Source organism: Mesorhizobium sp. WSM4935, assembly GCF_029625735.1.
In the GTDB taxonomy this organism is placed as follows: Bacteria; Pseudomonadota; Alphaproteobacteria; order Rhizobiales; family Rhizobiaceae; genus Mesorhizobium.
This window is the reverse complement of record NZ_JARTVR010000002.1, coordinates 497,759-517,276: the sequence shown is the minus strand read 5'-3', so window position 1 is coordinate 517,276 and position 19,518 is coordinate 497,759. Positions and strand designations below refer to the sequence as shown.

General features: G+C 63.7%; 17 protein-coding genes and 1 other RNA gene. 16 read left to right on the top strand and 2 right to left on the bottom strand.

Features of this window, described 5'->3' with window-relative positions:
• Positions 1 to 10: 10 nt before the first annotated feature.
• Positions 11 to 3,640 carry a hydantoinase B/oxoprolinase family protein gene (locus P9273_RS06750; protein WP_278048187.1) on the bottom strand — a complete coding sequence of 1,210 codons (3,630 nt, stop codon included), beginning with the start codon at positions 3,638 to 3,640 and terminating at the stop codon, positions 11 to 13.
• A gap of 189 nt (positions 3,641 to 3,829) precedes the next feature.
• Between P9273_RS06750 and P9273_RS06745 the strand changes: the two genes are divergently transcribed.
• The 7 genes from P9273_RS06745 to P9273_RS06715 all read left to right on the top strand — a co-directional run bounded on the left by P9273_RS06745 (position 3,830) and on the right by P9273_RS06715 (position 7,795).
• Entirely contained in the window at positions 3,830 to 4,036 is a 207-nt protein-coding gene (locus tag P9273_RS06745; protein WP_278048186.1) for a hypothetical protein, read from the top strand.
• A 131-nt stretch (positions 4,037 to 4,167) separates the two neighbouring features.
• Positions 4,168 to 4,887: a J domain-containing protein gene (locus tag P9273_RS06740; protein ID WP_040996215.1), complete on the top strand. Its 720-nt coding sequence runs from the start codon at positions 4,168 to 4,170 to the stop codon at positions 4,885 to 4,887.
• Positions 4,884 to 5,660, top strand: coding sequence for an N-acetylmuramoyl-L-alanine amidase (locus P9273_RS06735; RefSeq protein WP_278048185.1), 777 nt, complete (start codon positions 4,884 to 4,886; stop codon positions 5,658 to 5,660). The genes P9273_RS06740 and P9273_RS06735 overlap by 4 nt, the downstream gene beginning before the upstream one ends.
• A 176-nt stretch (positions 5,661 to 5,836) precedes the next feature.
• Positions 5,837 to 6,544: a lytic transglycosylase domain-containing protein gene (locus P9273_RS06730; protein WP_278048184.1), complete on the top strand. Its 708-nt coding sequence runs from the start codon at positions 5,837 to 5,839 to the stop codon at positions 6,542 to 6,544.
• Positions 6,545 to 6,676: 132 nt separating this feature from the next.
• Positions 6,677 to 7,072: RNase P RNA component class A (rnpB, locus tag P9273_RS06725), an RNA gene on the top strand.
• A 151-nt stretch (positions 7,073 to 7,223) separates the two neighbouring features.
• On the top strand, positions 7,224 to 7,508 hold the full coding sequence (locus P9273_RS06720) for a type II toxin-antitoxin system ParD family antitoxin (protein ID WP_278048183.1): 285 nt from the start codon (positions 7,224 to 7,226) through the stop codon (positions 7,506 to 7,508).
• Positions 7,505 to 7,795, top strand: a complete 291-nt coding sequence (locus P9273_RS06715) for a type II toxin-antitoxin system RelE/ParE family toxin (RefSeq protein ID WP_278048182.1) — start codon at positions 7,505 to 7,507, stop codon at positions 7,793 to 7,795. Before P9273_RS06720 ends, P9273_RS06715 begins: the two co-directional genes overlap by 4 nt.
• A 5-nt stretch (positions 7,796 to 7,800) precedes the next feature.
• Here the strand turns inward: P9273_RS06715 and P9273_RS06710 are convergent, their stop codons facing one another.
• A complete protein-coding gene (locus P9273_RS06710; RefSeq protein WP_278048181.1) occupies positions 7,801 to 8,916 on the bottom strand; it encodes a cystathionine gamma-lyase in 1,116 nt (371 codons plus the stop codon).
• Between the two features lie 393 nt (positions 8,917 to 9,309).
• On the opposite strand from P9273_RS06710, the gene mraZ reads away from it, so the two are divergent.
• From mraZ to ftsW, 9 genes are read left to right on the top strand one after another with little or no spacing between them, the layout of a single operon-like run.
• The gene (mraZ, locus tag P9273_RS06705; protein WP_071031719.1) at positions 9,310 to 9,768 is read left to right on the top strand and encodes a division/cell wall cluster transcriptional repressor MraZ; all 459 of its coding nucleotides are present in this window, start codon (positions 9,310 to 9,312) and stop codon (positions 9,766 to 9,768) included.
• Complete coding sequence (gene rsmH / locus P9273_RS06700) at positions 9,765 to 10,781, top strand: 16S rRNA (cytosine(1402)-N(4))-methyltransferase RsmH (protein WP_278048180.1); 1,017 nt, start codon at positions 9,765 to 9,767, stop codon at positions 10,779 to 10,781. Before mraZ ends, rsmH begins: the two co-directional genes overlap by 4 nt.
• Before the next feature lie 4 nt (positions 10,782 to 10,785).
• A complete protein-coding gene (ftsL, locus tag P9273_RS06695) occupies positions 10,786 to 11,181 on the top strand; it encodes a cell division protein FtsL (RefSeq protein ID WP_278048179.1) in 396 nt (131 codons plus the stop codon).
• Positions 11,178 to 12,902 carry a peptidoglycan D,D-transpeptidase FtsI family protein gene (locus tag P9273_RS06690; protein WP_278048178.1) on the top strand — a complete coding sequence of 575 codons (1,725 nt, stop codon included), beginning with the start codon at positions 11,178 to 11,180 and terminating at the stop codon, positions 12,900 to 12,902. Before ftsL ends, P9273_RS06690 begins: the two co-directional genes overlap by 4 nt.
• Before the next feature lie 54 nt (positions 12,903 to 12,956).
• Positions 12,957 to 14,411 (top strand): UDP-N-acetylmuramoyl-L-alanyl-D-glutamate--2,6-diaminopimelate ligase, encoded by a 1,455-nt coding sequence (locus P9273_RS06685; RefSeq protein WP_278048177.1) that lies wholly within the window; start codon positions 12,957 to 12,959, stop codon positions 14,409 to 14,411.
• Positions 14,408 to 15,841 (top strand): UDP-N-acetylmuramoylalanyl-D-glutamyl-2,6-diaminopimelate--D-alanyl-D-alanine ligase, encoded by a 1,434-nt coding sequence (locus tag P9273_RS06680; RefSeq protein WP_278048176.1) that lies wholly within the window; start codon positions 14,408 to 14,410, stop codon positions 15,839 to 15,841. Before P9273_RS06685 ends, P9273_RS06680 begins: the two co-directional genes overlap by 4 nt.
• Before the next feature lie 27 nt (positions 15,842 to 15,868).
• On the top strand, positions 15,869 to 16,951 hold the full coding sequence (gene mraY / locus P9273_RS06675; RefSeq protein WP_040995810.1) for a phospho-N-acetylmuramoyl-pentapeptide-transferase: 1,083 nt from the start codon (positions 15,869 to 15,871) through the stop codon (positions 16,949 to 16,951).
• Between the two features lie 10 nt (positions 16,952 to 16,961).
• Positions 16,962 to 18,365: a UDP-N-acetylmuramoyl-L-alanine--D-glutamate ligase gene (gene murD / locus P9273_RS06670; protein ID WP_278048175.1), complete on the top strand. Its 1,404-nt coding sequence runs from the start codon at positions 16,962 to 16,964 to the stop codon at positions 18,363 to 18,365.
• Entirely contained in the window at positions 18,365 to 19,516 is a 1,152-nt protein-coding gene (ftsW, locus tag P9273_RS06665; RefSeq protein WP_278048174.1) for a putative lipid II flippase FtsW, read from the top strand. Before murD ends, ftsW begins: the two co-directional genes overlap by 1 nt.
• Positions 19,517 to 19,518 lie beyond the last annotated feature (2 nt).

Genomic DNA, 19,518 nt, shown 5'->3' with positions numbered 1-19,518 from the left:
CGGCAGGCCGTCACGAATTCTTACGATTTCCGAATGCTCCAGGTGTCGGTGTAGTGACGATGACGGCCTCGCCGGCGTCGAGCGTGGTCTGGTCGCAGGCCTTCAGGACGTCGACCGATCCGTCACTGCGCCTGACCTTGGTCGAGCCGGCCTCGCCGTCGCCGCCGCCTTCGAGCCCCTGAGGTGGGCGATTGCGGTGGGAGGAGAGGATCGCGCATTCCATCTTTTCGAGGAAGCGGATGGTGCGCCTGGTGCCGTCGCCGGCATTCCATCTGCCCTTGCCGCCGGAACCCTCGCGGATGTGAAAGTCTTCCAGCACAACGGGGAAGCGCAGTTCCAGCACCTCCGGATCGGTGAGGCGCGAGTTGGTCATATGGGTATGAACGCCGGACGTGCCGGCGAAGCCGCGCCCCGAATTCATCCGGCCGGCCGGCGAACCGGAGCAGATCGTCTCGTAATACTGGTATTTCCTGTTGCCGAAGGTGAGATTGTTCATCGTGCCCTGCGCGTTGGCGATCGCGCCCATGGCGCCGAACAGCGCGTTGGTGACATGCTGCGATGTCTCGACATTGCCGGCGACGACGGCGGCAGGGTAGGCGGGCTTCAGCATCGAGCCGTCGGGGATGATGATGTTGATCGGCCTGAGGCACCCGGCATTCATTGGGATCATGTCCTCGACCATGACGCGGAAAGCATAAAGCACGGCAGCGCGGGCGACGGGCTCCGGCGCGTTGAAATTGTTCTTCATGACAGGCGAAGTGCCGGTGAAATCGACGGTCGCCTCGCGCTTTTGCCGGTCGACGGTGATCTTCACCTTGATCACCTGGCCGGTGTCGGTCGGGTATTCGTAAGCCGCGCTGTCGGGAAGCCGCTCGATCACGCGGCGGACGCTCTCGGCGGCATTGTCCTGCACATGGCCCATATAGGCTTCGACGACATCCAGGCCGAAATGCGCGACCATCTTGCGCAGTTCCGCCAAGCCCTTTTCATTGGCGGCGATCTGCGCCTTGAGGTCGGCAATGTTCTGGGCGGGATTGCGCGCGGGGTAGGGATGGTCGGTAAGCAGCGTCTCCAGCTCCTTCTCGCGGAAGCGGCCGCGATCGACGATGCGGAAATTGTCGAACAGCACGCCCTCCTCATCGACCGTTGTGGCCAAAGGCGTCATCGAGCCGGGCGCGGTGCCGCCGACGTCGGCATGATGGCCGCGCGAGGCCGCCCAGAACAGGATTTCGTTCCGCGTATCGTCGAAGACAGGCGTCACCACGGTGATGTCGGGCAGATGCGTGCCGCCATTGTAAGGGGCGTTGAGCGCAAACACGTCGCCGGGATGGATGTCGCCGGAATTCAGGCGGATGATGGTCTCCACGGAACGGCCCATGGAGCCCAGATGCACCGGCATGTGCGGCGCGTTGGCGACCAGCGCGCCATGGCGGTCGAACACGGCGCAGGAAAAATCGAGCCGTTCCTTGATGTTGACCGAATAGGCGGTGTTCTGCAGCGTCACGCCCATCTGTTCGGCGATCGACATGAAAAGGTTATTAAAGACTTCCAGCATCACCGGATCGGCTTCGGTGCCGAGTGCCGCGGCGCGCGCCTTCCGTTCCGTGCGGCGGATCACGACATGATTGAGCCTGGTGATTTCGGCGCGCCAGCCCGGCTCGACGACGATGGTCTGGTTCGGCTCGATGATCAGCGCAGGTCCTTCGATCGTGTTGGATGGGCGCAGGTTTTCACGGCGGTAGACGCCGGCCTCGTGCCAGCGGCCCTCGGTGTAGATGCGCCGGCCTTCCGAAGGTTTGATCTCAACTCCTGCCGGTCCGGCAGGGGCGTAGGCTTCGGCTTTGTCCTGTCGAGCGGCTTCCATGCCTTCGACGGCGACGGTCTCGACGACGATCGGCTTGTCGTCATAGACGAAACCGAACTGCGCCTTGTGTGCGGCCTCGAAGTCGTTCCTGGCGCGGAAGATCGAGCCATGCTCGAAACTCACCGGCAGCGCTGTGTCGGTGCCGTCATAGCGGATGTGCAGGATAGGTCTCGTCGAAACCGCTTCCTCCGCAATGCCCTGCTCGCCAAGCTCGGCGATGACGTCGCCGCGCAAGGCTGCGATCAGTGTCTCGATCGCCGCGCGGGATTCCTCGGCAAGCGGCTGCAGCAGCCCCTGTTGGCGCGAGGCGAAGACCGACGAGAGGCCGATGCCGTAAGCCGAAAGCAGCCCCGAAAAGGGATGGATGAGCACGGCTTCCATGCCGAGCGCGTCGGCGACCAGACAGGCGTGCTGGCCGCCGGCGCCGCCGAAGCAGTTCAGGAGATATTCCGTGACATCGTAGCCGCGCTGCACCGAGATCTTCTTGATGGCGTTGGCCATGTTCTCGACGGCGATGGTGACAAAGCCCTCGGCGACCGCCTCGGGCGTACGGCCGTCACCGATTTGAGCGGCAAGTGCCGTGAATTTTTCGCGAACCGTGCCGATGTCGAGCGGCTGGTCCTGGCCCGCGCCGAAAATCGCCGGAAAGAAATCGGGCTGCAATTTGCCCAGCATGACGTTGGCGTCGGTGACGGCGAGCGGACCGCCGCGCCGGTACGCGGCGGGGCCGGGATTAGCGCCGGCGGAATCCGGGCCGACGCGGAAGCGGCCAGCCTCGTAATGCAGGATCGAGCCGCCGCCGGCCGCGACCGTGTGGATGCGCATCATCGGCGCGCGGATGCGCACGCCGGCGACCTCGGTGTCGAAGGCGCGCTCATATTCGCCGTCGTAATGGGCGACGTCGGTCGAGGTGCCGCCCATATCGAAGCCGATGACTTTTTCGAAGCCGGCGAGCTTCGCCGTCTCGACCATGCCGACGACCCCGCCTGCCGGCCCCGAAAGCAGTGCGTCCTTACCCTGGAACATGTCGGCAGCGGTCAGTCCGCCCGACGACATCATGAACATCAGGCGCGGGCCGGAACCCAGTTCGCCAGCCACCCGCTGCACGTAGCGCGACAGGATCGGTGAAAGATAAGCGTCCACCACCGTGGTGTCGCCGCGGCCAACCAGCTTGATGAGCGGTGAGACCTCGTGGGACACCGAGATCTGGCTAAAGCCGATTTTGCGGCAGACTTTGGCCACGGCCTGCTCGTGATCGGGATATTTCCAGGCATGCATGAAGACGATGGCGACCGCGTCGATGCCGTCGGCCTTGGCCTGTTCGATTGCCGGGCGGCAGGCCGCGATATCGAGCAGGCGTTCGACGCAGCCGTCGGCGCGCACGCGCTCGTCAATCTCGATGACGCGCTCGTAGAGCTGCTCCGGCAAGATGATCTCCTTGGCGAAGATGTCCGGCCTCGCCTGATAGGCGATGCGCAATGCGTCGCGAAAACCCTTGGTGATCAGCAGCAGCACGCGGTCACCCTTGCGCTCGAGCAGCGCATTGGTGGCAACGGTCGTGCCCATTTTGACATCGCCGATCGCGTCGCTGGAAATGGCGGCGCCTGCTTTCAGACCCAACAGGTCGCGGATGCCCTGGATAGCGGCGTCCGCATAGGCCTCGGGATTTTCGGACAGGAGCTTTCGGGGGTGCAGGCCGCCCTGCGGATCACGGCCGATAATGTCGGTAAAGGTGCCGCCGCGGTCGATCCAGAAATCCCATTTCCCAGTTCTCACGGCTGCCGGCATCCTGCTTACCCATTCATGTCTTCGAAGCGTATGTTCTGTTAGTTCGGGATTTCGGCGCCAGCAATCGCAAGTTGATGTTACATATGGAAATCCAACGTTACGAAACCGGGCGTCTGCTGATGCATTTCCCCTGCGACCGCTCACCGAAATGTGAGCGTCTGCTGAAGGAGAGATACCATGAAGAAGCTCATTCTGGCGTCGGTTTCGGCGCTCGCCCTGCTGGGGGTCGCGGCTTGCAGCGACAATGATACCGACAAGACCACAACCCAGAGCACCACTCCCCCGGCCAACGAGCAGCCCATGAAGCCAGCTTCGCCCGACGCTTCGAAGCCTGCTGAACCGGCTCCGGCAACAAATCCGGCTCCTGCCGCGCCCGCGCAGTAAGAGCCTGACCGACAGCATCGAAGAAGGCCGGCATTGCCGGCCTTCTTTTTCGCCCTCGATCCGCAGCGCCGGGCCGCCTGCGGCATCGTCCCGGCTTGATAGAAACGCCCGGTTCGCACTATGAAGCCGGCATGTCGATTTGGGACCGCCTTGGCGACTTCATCGCTCGTGTTTCGTCCTCGGCGTCCTCGGGTGTCGCGGATGTCGTGGAAGCCGTGCGCACCGTTTTTTCCGGCGATCCGGATCTGCGGCGGCGCGTGGCCTTCTCGGTGGCGATGATCGCGCTGTCAGCCAAGATGGCCAAGGCCGACGGCATCGTCACGCAGGACGAGGTGCGCGCGTTCCAGGAAATCTTCGAGGTACCGCCGAGCGAGACACGCAACGTGGCGCGGCTTTACGATATCGCCAAGCGGGACATCGCCGGCTTCGAGATCTATGCCCAGCGTATGGCGCAGCTCTGCGGTTCCGGCCATGCCAACTGCATGATGCTGGAGGACATACTCGACGGCCTGTTCCATATCGCCAAGGCGGACGGGCTCATCCATGAGCGGGAAGGGCAGTTCCTGCACCGGATTGCCGAGATCTTTCGGATCGACGAGGTGCATTACGAGGCGATCCTGTCCAGGCACGTCAATCTCGGCGCCGCCGATCCTTACGTCGTTCTGGGCATCGAGCGCGGCAAGCCGTTCGAAGAGGTCAGGAAACGTTATCGCAAGCTGATCTCCGACAATCACCCGGACAGGTTGATCGCGCGGGGTCTGCCGCAGGAATTCATCAAGATCGCCACGACCAGGGTCGCGGCAATCAATGCCGCCTATGAAATGATTGAGCGGGGCCTCAGGCACGTATGAGCGGCTTTTTGCCCGACCAGCCAGGTGCCGAGGTCCGGGTTTCGCCGAATTTCGGCCCGCGCCGCGAGACGCTCCGGCCCGATATGATCGTGCTGCATTATACCGGCATGGCAAGCGGCGCCGGCGCCGAGGCGTGGCTGTGCGATCCGGCAAGCGAGGTGTCCTCGCACTATCTTGTCCACGAAGACGGCCGCATCGTGCAGATGGTGCGCGAGAGCGACCGCGCCTGGCACGCCGGCAAGAGTTCCTGGCTCGGGCGTACCGACATCAACTCCTGTTCGGTCGGCATCGAGATCGCCAATCCCGGGCATTCGCTGGGCTACAAGGCTTTCCCCAGACGGCAGATCGGCGCCGTCATCCAGTTGTGCGCGGGTATTGTGGGCCGTTATTCGATCCCCGCGGCAAGGGTGCTCGCGCATTCGGACGTGGCCCCGGGCCGCAAGGTCGATCCTGGCGAAAAATTTCCCTGGAAGGCGCTGTTCGCGGCCGGTGTCGGACATCTTGTACCGGCGGCGGCGATAAAGGCCGGGGCCGCACTGAAGGCCGGCGATACCGGCTCCGACGTTGAAGCGCTTCAGTGGATGCTGGCACTGTATGGCTATGGCGTCGAGATATCGGGCGAATACGACAAGCAGACGGAAATCGTCGTGGCGGCGTTCCAGCGACATTTCCGGCGGCGCCTGGTCGATGGTGTGGCGGACAATTCGACGATTCGCACGCTGGAACGGCTCCTGGCTTCCGTAGAAGCAGCCACCGTCAAAAAGTCGCGATAAGTTCCGTAAATTACAATCTGTCATTTAAAGTGAATTGCGCTGCCTTCATTGCCGCCAATTCCGCCTCCAAATGCCTCTCCCGCAAGTTGTCGGGCGTCTATCCCCCAAAGATGTCCGATGTTGAGTTCACCTAACTGCGCGAAGTTCTTCGCGCGGCTCTAACAGAACAGGACTAGATGCAAAGATTGACCGTTGTAGCGGCAGCCGTTGCTGCCGGAATGATGACTCTTGCCTTCAATCAAGCGAACGGCGCCCCTCTGAGCCCGCGGGCCGACAATGGCTTTGCTGGCGCTCCCGCGGCACCGAAGGCAAGCCCGACCGCCACGGGTTCAAAGATCAAAAGAACCGCCCCGACCAAGGTGGAGAAGGTCGCTGTGGCCAAAGCGGCGAAAAAACCGGCAAGGCGCAATTCGAAGCGCAGCCGGCAGACCATCGACTTGACCGCGACAGCTTCCATCCGCCCTGAGAAGCCGGCTTTGTCGTCGCCAGCCACGGGGGACGGCCAGTATTCGGCGATCATTGCCCGCTATGCTGCGAGCTATGGCGTGCCGGTGTCGCTGGCCAGTGCCGTTATCAAGATCGAAAGCAATTACAGGCCGAACATGGTCGGCAGCGCCGGCGAGATCGGCCTGATGCAGATCAAGCCCGCCACGGCGCGCATGATGGGCTACACCGGTTCGGCCAAGGGGCTGTTCGATCCCGACACCAACATCAAATACGGCATGAAGTATCTCGCCATGGCGAGAGATCTCGGTGGCGGCACCACCTGCGGCACGATCCTGAAATACAATGCCGGTCATGGCGCGACACGGATGAATCCGATTTCGGCCGCCTATTGCAGCAAGGTCAAGGTGCAGATGGCCGCGCTGGGTTCGCCGGCCTGAGCCCCCGTCGAAGTGGATTTGGGCAACGCGTGTCTGTTTGATGCATGTCGTTGTCCAGATCCACGGCGCTTCGGGCGCTCACCGAGCTTTTTCGTTTGCGTTTTCAAGTGAGAATCCCTTTATACGCGCTTGCCAGCTGGCCGGGCGGCCGCGCTCGCGAGAGCCGAAAGGCTGCGGGCGAGGAAAGTCCGGGCTCCATGGAGACACGGTGCCGGCTAACGGCCGGCGGGGGCGACCCCAGGGAAAGTGCCACAGAAAGCAAACCGCCGCGGCATTGCCGCGGCAAGGGTGAAAGGGTGGGGTAAGAGCCCACCGCGCGACTGGCAACAGGAGCGGCACGGCAAACCCCACCGGGAGCAAAACCGAATAGGGGCGGTGCGAGGGGAAACCTTCGAGGGCTGTTTCCGGCCCACCGTCCGGGTAGGTTGCGTGAGGTGCGTGGCAACATGCGCCCAAGATGAATGGCCGCCACGTTCTCGTCGCAAGGCGAGGGCCATACAGAACCCGGCTTACAGGCCAGCTGGCATTTTCTCGTAGCGATAGCTGAACGGGATCAGAGGTTACGCCAGAAGGCGTGCCTTTTGATTCCACGTCAGGGCGCAGTCGCCCTGGACGCGATGACTGTTGCTTGAAGCCGGTGCGATTAAATCGTACCTTTGAGGAAGAGCAGGAGTGCATCATGGGCCATGTCGACAAACGCAGCATCACGCTTTCCCCGGAACTGGCAGCCGCGGTCGACGATGTCGTCGCCGCCGGCGAATACGCCTCGGCCAGCGAAGTGATCCGCGATGCGCTCAGGCAATGGAAGGAGCGGCGCGACCTACTCGGCTATACTGTCGAGGAATTGCGGGAACTGGTTCAGGAAGGCATCGACAGCGGACCGGCGCTGGACGGTCCCCCCTTAATGGAGCGATTGCGCGCCAAATATGCGAAGATGGCGGAAGCCAAAGGCGCTGACGAGTGAAGTACCGCCTGCTTCCACAGGCATTGGTCGACCTCGAAACTATCGGCGACTACATCGCCGCCCGCAACCCGAACGCCGCTGTCCGTTTTGTGGAAACCCTTCAGAGGCGATGGGATTTGCTGACCCTTCATCCCCGATCGGGTGCACCGCGCGATGACATCTTGCCAGGCGTTCGCCACCTCGTTGTCGGGGAGTATCTTACGTTTTATCGGATTGACGACAAGGCGGTCGAAATCCTGCGCGTGCTGCACGGTCGGCGCAAAATCGAGGCTGACGATCTGATATAGCGGGACTAGCCGGCGATCTTGTCCAGCGACGCTTCGATCGCCTTCCAAAGTTCCTCGACCGGCTCGCAGCCGATCGCCAGGCGGACGAAGCCCGGCGGCACGGCGTCGCCGCGTTTCAAGCGCCGCTCGGCCGATGTGTGCACGCCGCCGAAGGACGTTGCCGATTCAATCAGTGCGCAACCATCGATGAACACCTCGGCCTGTTCTTCGGAGGCGAGTTCGAAAGAAATCAGGAAGCCGAAGCGCTCCATCTGCGCACGCGCCAGATTGTGCGAGGCATCGCCTTCGAGCCCTGGAAAGCGCAGGCCGCTTACGGCGCGGTGGTCTTTCAGCCGCCGCGCGATCGTTTCGGCCGACGAGCACATGCGATCGAAGCGCACTTCCAGTGTCTCGAGGCCGCGATGCACAAGCCAGGCCTCGAAGGGTCCGGGAATGCCGCCGGCCGTCTCGCGCCAATCCTTCACTCTGGCGACGATGTCGGCATCACGGCTGGCGACATGGCCGAAGAGAACGTCCGAATGGCCGTTGATCGCCTTGGTGTCGGCCGAAACCACAATGTCGGCGCCGAGATCGAGCGGACGCTGGCCGAAGGGCGTCATCGTCGTGTTGTCGACGATCAGAATCCCCCCTTGCGCATGGACAGCCTTGGCGACGGCGGCGATGTCGCAGATGTCCAGCCGAGGGTTTGAAGGACTCTCGACAAAAACCAGCCGGTAACCCGTGAAGCCGCCATCGAGCATGCTTGCCGTCGGCCTCACCTCATAGGCGACGTCGAGCGGTTTCAGGAAACGCTCGGCCAGAGCCCGCGTCGTGTGATAGCCGTCCGACGGCAGAAGAATGCGGTCGCCTGATTTGACAAGCGCAAAGAAAGCCGCGGAAATCGCCGCCATTCCGGACGGGAAGGCAACGCATTGCGCGTCTTCCAGATGGCCGAGCGCATGCTCGACGGCATGCCAGGTCGGGTTGCTGAAGCGGCCATATTGATCGAAGCCAGTCGCGTCGCCAGGCGCGTGGAAGATCGAGGCCATGGTCAGCGGCAAGGGGATGGGATCGCCCTTGGCAAAACCGGCGCTGCGCAGATGGGCAAGTGTCGCGGCGCGTGACTTCGCAGTTTCGGACATCAACTCGATCCTCGGTCAGGGCAGAAAACTTGGACCGACGCTATGCGCGCCGGCCGTCCGCAGCAAGCTGCGTCTTTTTGGGCCAGAGGGCTCTAAACGCTTCGTTAGGCTTAATAGACGATAAAGACGAGACGTGCCGTCAGCCTGCGCTTTCTGGTTGTGGCGCGTGTGTTTGTGATGCCTGTTCCCGTTGACGCCCATAGTACCCCATGATATCCCATCTCGATCAAGCTTTCGTTCCGCGTCAGGGTGAAGCGTACGCCAATCGGGCAGCCGCGGCGGCTGCGCGTTTGCCGGTTTTCGCCCCGGTGAACGAAGGGATTTGTCGCGAGCGCGGCGGCGCGGAGAACAACATGGGAAGGGGTACGGCGGCGGAAGCGGCTGTAGCGTTCATTGGACCGATTTCTGTCAAATGCGGTGAACAGGATCGATGCGAAGGGGCGGGTATCCGTTCCGGCGCATTTCCGCGCCGTGGTGCAGAAACGCGGCTATTCGGAACTCTACGCGCTTCGCTGCCTGGACCTGCCGGCCATGGATGTGGGCGGGCTCGATCTGCTAGACCGTTACGAGCAACGGATCGCGCTGGAGGATCCCTTTCTGCAGACGGCGGACGACATGTCGTTCTTCTGCCATGGCGACGGGGCATTCCTCAAGCTCGACCAGGACGGCCGTATCACCATGACCGATTTCATCCGCGAGCATACGGGCATCTCGAACGAGGTGGCGTTTGTCGGCCGCGGCAATTTTTTTCAAGTTTGGGAGCCGGGGCGGCTTGCGGCATATGGGGCGCAGGCGCGGGCCAGGCTTTTGCAGCTTCGGCAGGGGACGAAGCCCGGGGAGCGATCGGAATGATGGCTGGCCACGGCGATGACCCTCACGCCGTTGGCGGACTGGCCCGTCACATTCCGGTCCTCCTTGCCGAGGTGCTCGACGCGCTCGCGCCGAAAGCCGGCGATACCATCATCGACGGGACATTCGGCGCCGGCGGCTACACCAGCGCTGTCCTCGATCGCGGCGCTTCGGTCGTCGCCATCGACCGCGACCCGGACGCGATCGCGGCGGGCAGGGGCCTTGAGGAACGGGCCGGCGGCCGGCTGAAACTGGTCCAGGCGCCGTTCTCGACATTGGACGAGCACGTCGAAAGCGCCGATGGCGTGGTTCTCGACATCGGCGTCTCGTCCATGCAGCTCGACCAGGCCGAGCGCGGCTTTTCCTTTCGCGCCGACGGGCCTCTCGACATGCGGATGGCGCAGGCCGGCATCTCCGCGGCCGACGTCGTCAACACCTTCAAGGCCGGCGACCTTGCCCGCATCTTCGGCTTTCTCGGCGAGGAGCGCCATGCCGGCCGCATCGCGCGGATGATCGAGAGCCGGCGCGAGAAGAAGCCTTTCGAGCGCACGCTCGATCTCGCCGATGCCATCCAAACGCATATCGGACGCGGGCCGAAGGACAAGATCCATCCGGCCACGCGCGTCTTCCAGGCGCTGCGCATCTTCGTCAATGACGAGCTTGGCGAGCTCGCGAGGGCGCTGCTCGCCGCCGAGCGTGTGCTGAAGCCCGGCGGACGACTAGCCGTTGTGACGTTCCATTCCCTGGAGGACCGCATCGTCAAGCGCTTCATCGCCGACCGTTCCGAGGTTGCCGGCGGCTCTCGGCACATGCCCGATGCGCCGGCGCGCGTCGCGACCTTCCGCAAGGCCGGCGGCGGCGTAACGCCGGGAGAGGCCGAGCTGGGCGCCAATCCGCGCGCGCGTTCGGCAAGGCTGCGCGCGGCGATACGCACCGATGCGTCGGCGCGCGCCGGCGATTTTTCGATTTTCGGCCTTCCAAAGCTTCCCGCCATCGAGCGGCCGGGGGAGAGGTGAGCACGTGTTTCGTACCAGCGACATAGTCCTGATCGCCGTCATGGTCTCGGCCGCGGCCCTGACCTACAAGACGAAGCGGGAAGCCGAAGAGCAACTGGCTGCGGTACAGAAGATCCAGGCGCAGATCCACTACGAGGAAGAAACGATCGATCTCCTCAAGGCGGACTGGAGCCTGCTCACGCAGCCTTCGCGGCTGCAGAAGCTTGCCGATGTCTATAAGAGCCAGCTCGGGCTCGAACCGATCAACGCGCACCAGATCGGCAACCTCGACGACATTCCCGTGAAACCCGTAACCATCGAGGACCTCTCCTCGCAGCGCCTTGGCGGCATGGCCGACAATTCGGGCAAGGAGCCGGCGGACGGCAAGGATCCAGTGGTCACCGGGAGCACCGTTCAATGATCAGCAGGCTTCCAAGGATCCGTGACCTGCTGAAGCGCCGAAAGAGGCAGGCTGAGGACGGCTCGATCGTCGTCGATGCCGCCCGAAAGGCTACGGGCGGCAAAGCAAGGACGCGCATCGTCATGACCATGGCGGTGTTCTTCACCATCTATTCGACCATTGCCGGCCGGCTCGTCTATCTCGGGCTGCAGAATCCGGATCTTTCGGGCGGCCCGGAGAGCCGGGTTACGGCATCACGTCCGGATATCGTCGACCGTAACGGCGAGGTGCTGGCGACCGACATCAAGACGGCGTCGCTGTTCGCCGAGCCGCGCCGTATCGTCGACGCCGACGAAGCGATCGAGAAATTGTCGACCGTGCTGCCGGAGATCGACTACGAGCAGACCTATCGCAAGCTCAAGAGCGGCGCCGGCTTCGTCTGGCTGCAGCGCCAGCTGACGCCGAAGCAGCAGGCCGACATACTGGCGTTGGGCATCCCGGGCCTCGGCTTCCGCACCGAAAAGCGTCGCTTCTATCCGAGCGGCGAGACATCGTCCTATATCGTCGGCTTGACCAATATCGACAACCAGGGCATCTCCGGCATGGAGAAATATATCGACGAGCAGGGGCTGAGCGACCTGCAAGCGTCGGGCCTGGCCGTGGCCAAGGACCTCAAGCCGGTCAGGCTTTCGATCGATCTGCGCGTCCAGCATGTGGTGCGCGACGAAATCGCGGCCGGCCTGGAGCGCTATCGCGCATTGGGCGCCGGCGCCGTCGTGCTGAACATCAAGACGGGCGAAGTGATGGCAATGGCCTCGGTGCCGGACTTCGATCCGAACAATCCTTATAACGCGCAGGAAAAGGACCGGCTGAACCGCATGTCGGCGGGCCTCTACGAGATGGGCTCGACCTTCAAGAGCTTCACCTCGGCCATGGCGCTCGATTCCGGCAAGGCGACTATGAACAGCCGCTTCGACGCATCGCATCCGATCCGGGTCGGTCATCAGGCCATCCACGATTTCCACGGCAAGAACCGCGTGCTGTCGCTGCCGGAAGTGTTCCTGTATTCGTCCAACATCGGGTCGGCCAGGGAGGCCGAGCTGGTCGGCATCGAGGGCCACCGCGAATTCCTGCACCGCCTTGGCATTCTGGACAGGATGCAGACCGAATTGCCCGAGGTCGCGCGCCCGACCGAACCGAAGGTCTGGAAACAGGTCAATTCGTTCACCATCGCCTTCGGCCATGGTGTGTCGACGACGCCGCTGCAGGCCGCTGTCGGATGCGCGGCGCTGATGCAAGGCTATCTGATCGAGCCGACCTTCCTGGTCCGCAGTGAGGAGGAGGCAATGGCGGTGGCCAAGAAAGTGGTCAGCGACAAGACCGTCGAAGGCATGCGCTATCTCTACACGCTGAATGCCGAGAAGGGCTCGGCCAGAAACGCCAGGGTTCCCGGCTACCGCGTTGGCGGCAAGACCGGAACAGCCGAGAAGGTCATCAATGGCCGCTACTCCAAGGATCTGAATTTCAACACCTTTGTCGCCGCCTTCCCGATGGACGATCCGCAATTTCTGGTATTCACGATCGCCGACGCGCCGCATCCGGAAAAACCTGGCATGACGGACGTTGCCGCCAATAATGCGGGGGTTATGGCCGGCAATATCATCAGGCGTTCTGCGGCCATGCTTGGCGTGAAGCCAGATTTCAGCCATGAAAATGGTGCAACGCTGGTTTCCTATCAGTGATTCTTCGGGCGCGCCGGCAACTGCGCGCTATTTTGTTGCGGTGAACGGGACTCAATGCATCTAAAAGATCTAGCCGGTATCCTGCCTGTCGAGGGAGCAGCTTCCCCCGATCTGGAGGTGACCGGACTTTCCTCCGATTCCCGCGCGGTCAAGACCGGCGTCGTCTTCTTCGCGCTTGCCGGCAGCAAGGCCGACGGCTCGGCCTATGCGGCCGACGCCGCAAGCCGCGGCGCGGCGGCGATCATCACCGGCAGGGGCACGAGCGTCTCCGGCCTGTCGATCCCGGTTCTCGCCGTGGACGATCCGCGCCTGGCGCTGGCGCTCAGCGCGGCGCGCTTCTTCGGCCGCCAGCCGGAGACCATGGTCGCCGTCACCGGCACTGCCGGCAAGACATCCGTCGCCGCCTTCACCCGTCAGATCTGGGAGCAGGCGGGTTTTGTGGCCGCCTCGATCGGCACGACCGGTGTCGTGGCGCCCGGCCGCAACGAATATGGCTCACTGACGACGCCCGATCCGGTGGCGCTGCACCGATTGCTCCAGGAACTGGCGGACGCGGGCGTCACCCACGCCTCGATGGAAGCATCGAGCCACGGCCTCGACCAGCGCCGCCTCGACGGCGTGAAGCTGGCGGCCGGCGCCTTCACCAATCTCGGCCGCGACCATATGGATTACCATCCGACGGTGGAGGATTATCACCGCGCCAAATTACGCCTGTTCGACACGCTGTTGCCGAAGGGCGCGCCAGCGATCGTCTTTGCCGACGACCCTTGGTCGGAGCCGACCATCAAAGCCGCGAAGGCAGCGGGCCTGAAAGTGCTGACCGTCGGCCGCCATGGCGATTTCCTGACGCTCAAGCGCGTGGAGCATGAGCGCCATCGCCAGCGCGCCGAAATCGTGGCGGACGGCGTGCTGCATGAGGTCGACCTGCCTTTGGCCGGCGATTTCCAGATCGCCAACGCGCTGGTCTCGGCCGGCCTTGCCATCGCGACAGGAACGCCCGCGGCCAAGGCCTTGGCGGCGTTGGAGAAATTGAAGGGCGCGCCGGGCCGGCTCGACCTCGTCGGCACCACCGCCGCCGGCGCTCCCGTCTATGTCGACTATGCGCACAAGCCCGATGCGCTGGAGAATGTGCTGACCTCGGTCCGGCCTTTCACCACCGGCCGTGTCGTCGTGGTGTTCGGCTGCGGCGGCGACCGCGACCGGGGGAAAAGGCCGATCATGGGCGAGATCGCGACGCGGCTCGCCGATATCGTCATCGTCACCGACGACAATCCGCGCACCGAGGTCCCCGAAACCATTCGCGCGGCGATCCTCGCCGCCGCGCCGGGCGCCATCGAGATCGGCGATCGCCGCAAGGCGATCCACGAGGCGGTGGCGATGCTGCGCGCCGGCGATACGCTCATCGTCGCCGGCAAGGGACATGAGGAGGGGCAGACCATCGGCGCCGAAACCTTCCACTTCTCCGACCATGAGGAAGTGCGCGATGCGCTGAAGGAGCGCGCCGCATGAACCTGCTGTGGACGTCGGAAGCGCTGGTCGAAGCGATGGGCGGCAGGCCGATCGGCTCGCTGCCGGAGGGCATCACCGGCGTTTCGATCGACAGCCGCAGCCTGGAGCCTGGAGACGCCTTCTTCGCCATCAAGGGCGAGGCGATGGATGGCCATGATTTCGCGACAGCGGCGGTCAAGGCCGGAGCGGCCGTGCTGGTCGTCGCCGAGGGCAAGCTGCCTTCGCTCGGTCGGCTGACGGCGCCGATGATCGTCGTGCAGGACGTGCTTGCGGCCCTCGAGAAGCTCGGCGTCGCGGCCCGCGCCCGCTCGAAGGCCAGGATCATCGCCGTCACCGGCTCGGCCGGCAAAACGACCACCAAGGAAGCGCTGCGCCATGTGCTGTCGGCGGTCGGCAAGGTGCATGCCTCGGCGCAGTCGTTCAACAACCATTGGGGCGTGCCGCTGACGCTGGCGCGCATGCCGCAGGACTGCGACTACGCGGTCTTCGAGATCGGCATGAACCATCCGGGCGAGATCAGGCCGCTGGTCAAGATGGTCAGGCCGCATGTCGCCATCGTGACGATCATTGCCGCCGCCCATCTCGGCTTCTTCAAGAATCTCGACGAGATCGCCATGGCCAAGGCCGAGATTTTCGAGGGGATCGAGCCCGGCGGCGCCGCGTTGCTCAACCGCGACGATCCGCGCTGGAAGCTGCTCGGGAAAATGGCGAAGGACGCGGGCGTCGAGCATGTTTTCGGTTTCGGCGAAAATGTCCGCTCGGCCTTCCGCCTTGTCGGCTGCGAGCTTCATGCCGACCATTCCGACATCGCCGTCAAGATCGGCAAGAAGGACGTGACGGCCCGTGTTGGGGCGCCCGGCCGCCATATCGTGCAGAACGTGCTGGCGGTGCTTGGCGCCGCGCAATTGGTCGGCGCCGATATCGACAAGGTCGCGGCCGCGCTTGCGGACCTTTCGGCTGAACGCGGGCGCGGCCGGCGCCACGTCCTGCATCATCCCAACGGGCCGATCACGCTGATCGACGAGAGCTACAACGCCAATCCGGCATCGATGGCGGCGGCCATGGCGCTGCTCAACGCCACGCCCGTCTCGGGCGAGGGGCGGCGAATCGCGGTGCTCGGCGACATGCTGGAGCTCGGCAGCCATTCGGCCAAGCTCCACGCGGCGCTTGCCGAGCTGATCGTCGGCACGGGCACGCGCAACGTCTTTCTCGGCGGGCCGGAAATGCAAGCGCTGGCCGAGGTTTTGCCCGCCGACATCCAGACGGAGTATAGGGCGGGAGCCGAGGAGCTGAAGCCGATTGTGATCTCCGCGCTCAGACCCGGCGACGTGGTGATGGTCAAATCGTCGAAGGGCATCGGGTTTTCAAAGCTGGTCGAGGCGTTGCTCGGCAAATTTCCGGCGGAAGCCACAAACGTTAAGCCGACTTGAGGTCGGGTTCCGGGGGACGGAAGGACCATGTTCACACTGCTCGTCGACTTCGCGGACAAGATCTCGCTTTTCAACGTCTTCCGCTATATCACTTTCCGCACCGGCGGCGCGCTGATCACCTCGGCGCTGATCGTCTTCATCTTCGGGCCGACGATCATCAACTCGCTGCGCCTGCGGCAGGGCAAGGGTCAGCCGATCCGCGCCGACGGCCCGCAGACGCATTTCAAGAAAGCGGGAACGCCGACCATGGGCGGGCTGATGATCCTGTCCGGCATCATCGGTTCGTCGCTCCTATGGGCGAACCTTTCCTCGATCTATGTCTGGGTGGTGCTTCTGGTCACCGTCGGCTTCGGCTCGATCGGCTTTTACGACGACTATCTCAAGGTCACCAAGCAGTCGCATCTGGGCTTCTCCGGCAAGGCGAGGCTGGCGATCGAGTTCATCATCGCGGCAATCGCCGCATGGGTGATCATGCACAATGGCCAGGCGCCGTTCTCGTCGTCGCTGACCTTCCCCTTCGCCAAGGAATTCCTGATCAATCTCGGCTGGTTCTTCGTGCCGTTCTCCTGCTTCGTCATCGTCGGCGCGGGCAATGCGGTGAACCTGACCGACGGCCTCGACGGGCTGGCGATCGTGCCGATCATGATCGCGGCGGCATCCTTCGGCGTCATCGCCTATCTGTCGGGGAACGCGGTGTTCGCCGAATATCTGCAGATCCATTTCGTGCCCGGCACCGGTGAGCTCGCAGTCGTGCTCGGCGCGGTGATCGGCGCGGGTCTGGGCTTCCTCTGGTTCAACGCGCCGCCAGCCGCGATCTTCATGGGCGATACCGGCTCGCTGGCGATGGGCGGGCTGATCGGCACCATAGCGGTCGCCACCAAGCACGAGATCGTTCTGGTCATCGTCGGCGGCCTGTTCGTGGTCGAGATCCTGTCGGTCATCGTCCAGGTCGGCTACTTCAAGATGACCGGCAAGCGCGTCTTCCTGATGGCGCCGATCCATCACCATTTCGAAAAGCTCGGCTGGACCGAAAGCCAGGTGGTGATCCGCTTCTGGATCATCGCCGTCATCCTGGCGCTAGTCGGCCTCTCCACCCTCAAGCTCAGATAGGATTCGCTGCTTGATCCCCGCCGCTTCCTTTTCCGGCAAACGCGTTTCGCTCTTCGGGCTCGGCGGCTCGGGGATCGCCACCGCGCATGCGCTGATCGCGGGGGGCGCCGAGGTGCTCGCCTGGGACGACAATCCAGACAGCGTCGCCAAGGCGGCCGCTGCGGGCATTGCGACCGGCGACCTGCGCGGAGCCGACTGGCCTCGCTTCGCCGCCTTCGTGCTGTCGCCCGGCGTGCCGCTGACGCATCCGAAGCCGCATTGGACGGTGGAGCTCGCACGCGGCGCCGGCGTCGAGGTGATCGGCGATATCGAGCTGTTCTGCCGCGAGCGCAACAGCGGCGCGCCGGCAGCACCCTTCATTGCGATCACCGGCACCAACGGCAAGTCGACGACGACGGCACTGACGGCGCATATCCTGAAGTCTGCCCGGCGCGATACACAGATGGGCGGCAATATCGGCCGCGCCGTCATGACGCTCGATCCGCCCGAGCCTCAGCGGCACTATGTGGTCGAGTGCTCGTCCTACCAGATCGACCTTGCGCCCTCGATCAATCCGACCGCCGGCATCCTGCTTAATCTCACGCCCGACCATCTCGACCGGCACGGCACGATGGCGCATTACGCCTCGATCAAGGAGCGGCTGGTTGCCGGCAGCGACACCGCGATCGTCGGCGTCGACGATTCCTGGTGCGCCCAGATCGCCGACCGGCTGGAACGCGCCGGCCGGCCCGTCGTTCGTATTTCCAAGCGGCTGCCTTTGACCGACGGCTATTTCGCCGACGGCACCAACCTGATGGAAGCGGTGCATGGCCGCTACAGCCGCGTCGCCTTCCTCGAGGGCATCGGCTCGCTGCGCGGCCAGCACAACGCGCAGAACGCGCTGGCCGCCGTCGTCGCCTGCCTGAAAGTCGGGCTCGAGCTCGGCGAGATCCAGGCCGGGCTGGAAAGCTTCCCGGGGCTCGCGCACCGCATGGAGCAGGTCGGCCGCAAGGACCATGTGCTGTTCGTCAACGATTCCAAGGCGACCAATGCCGATGCGGCAGCGCCAGCGCTGTCGAGCTTTGCCAACCGCATCTACTGGATCGCCGGCGGCCTGCCGAAGGAAGGCGGCATCGAGCCGCTGCGCGGTTTCTTCCCACGCATCGCCAAGGCCTATCTGATCGGCGAGGCGGCGCCGGCCTTTGCGGCGACGCTCGGCGAGGCCGTGTCCTACGAGATATCGGGAACGCTTGCGGCGGCGGTGGAACATGCCGCTCATGACGCGGCAAACGACCCCGGCGGCGAAGCCGTGGTGCTGCTTTCGCCGGCCTGCGCCAGTTTCGACCAGTTCAAGAATTTCGAAGTTCGCGGCGAAGCCTTCAGGCAAGCTGCGAATGCTATTGACGGTGTGAAATCCATCGGAGGGCCACGTTGATGCAAAGCCGTCTCGACAAAAGTCCTGTCGCCACCTGGTGGTGGACCGTCGATCGCTGGTTTCTGGCGGCGTTCCTGTCGCTGATGGGACTGGGCATCATTTTGTCCTTCGCGGCGAGCCCCGCGGTGGCCGAGCGTATCGGCCTCGACAGCTTTCACTTCGCCACCAGGCAGGTCATCTTCACCATCCCGGCGCTCATCGTCATGCTTGCGGTCTCCTTCCTGGAGGCGCGGCAGATCAGGCGCATGTCGCTGGTGATGCTGTGCATCATGCTGGTGCTGATGGTGGCGGTGCTCTACATCGGCGTCGAGGTGAAGGGCGCGCGTCGCTGGGTGTCGCTCGCCGGTCTTTCCATCCAGCCGTCCGAATTCCTGAAACCCGCCTTCGTCATCATCTGCGCGTGGCTCTTTGCCGAGCACAAACGCCAGCCCGACATTCCCGGCAATCTGTTCGCCATGCTTTTGCTTGCGCTGGTTATCTCGCTTCTGGTGGCGCAGCCCGATCTCGGTCAAACCATGCTGGTGACCGGCACCTGGGGCGTCATGTTCTTCATGGCCGGCCTGCCGTGGCTGTGGATCGTGGCTCTCGGCATCGTCGGGGCAAGCGGCCTGTTCGCCGCCTATTCGGTGTTCCCGCATGTTGCCCTGCGCATTGACAAGTTTTTGACCGGCGAAGGCGATACGTTCCAGGTCGACATGGGCCGCGAGGCACTGATCAACGGCAGTTGGTTCGGTGTCGGGCCGGGTGAGGGAACCGTCAAACGCATTGTTCCGGATGCTCATACCGACTTCGTCTTCTCGGTCGCCGGCGAGGAGTTCGGGCTGATCATGTGCTTCTTCATCATGTCGATCTTCGCCTTCATCGTGCTGCGCGGCTTGAGCATCGCGCTCAAGGAATACGATGATTTCACCCGTTATGCGGTGGGAGGCCTCGTCACCGTCTTCGGCCTGCAATCGGCCATCAACATGTGCGTGAACCTGCAGCTGATGCCGGCCAAGGGCATGACGCTGCCCTTCATCTCCTATGGCGGCTCCTCGCAGATCGCCATCGCCATTTCGATGGGCATGGTGCTCGCATTGACGCGCAAGCGGCCGGAAAAGCGCAAGCAGATGGGCTTCGTCCTTTCGCAGCGCGCAATGCCGGCGGAATGAGG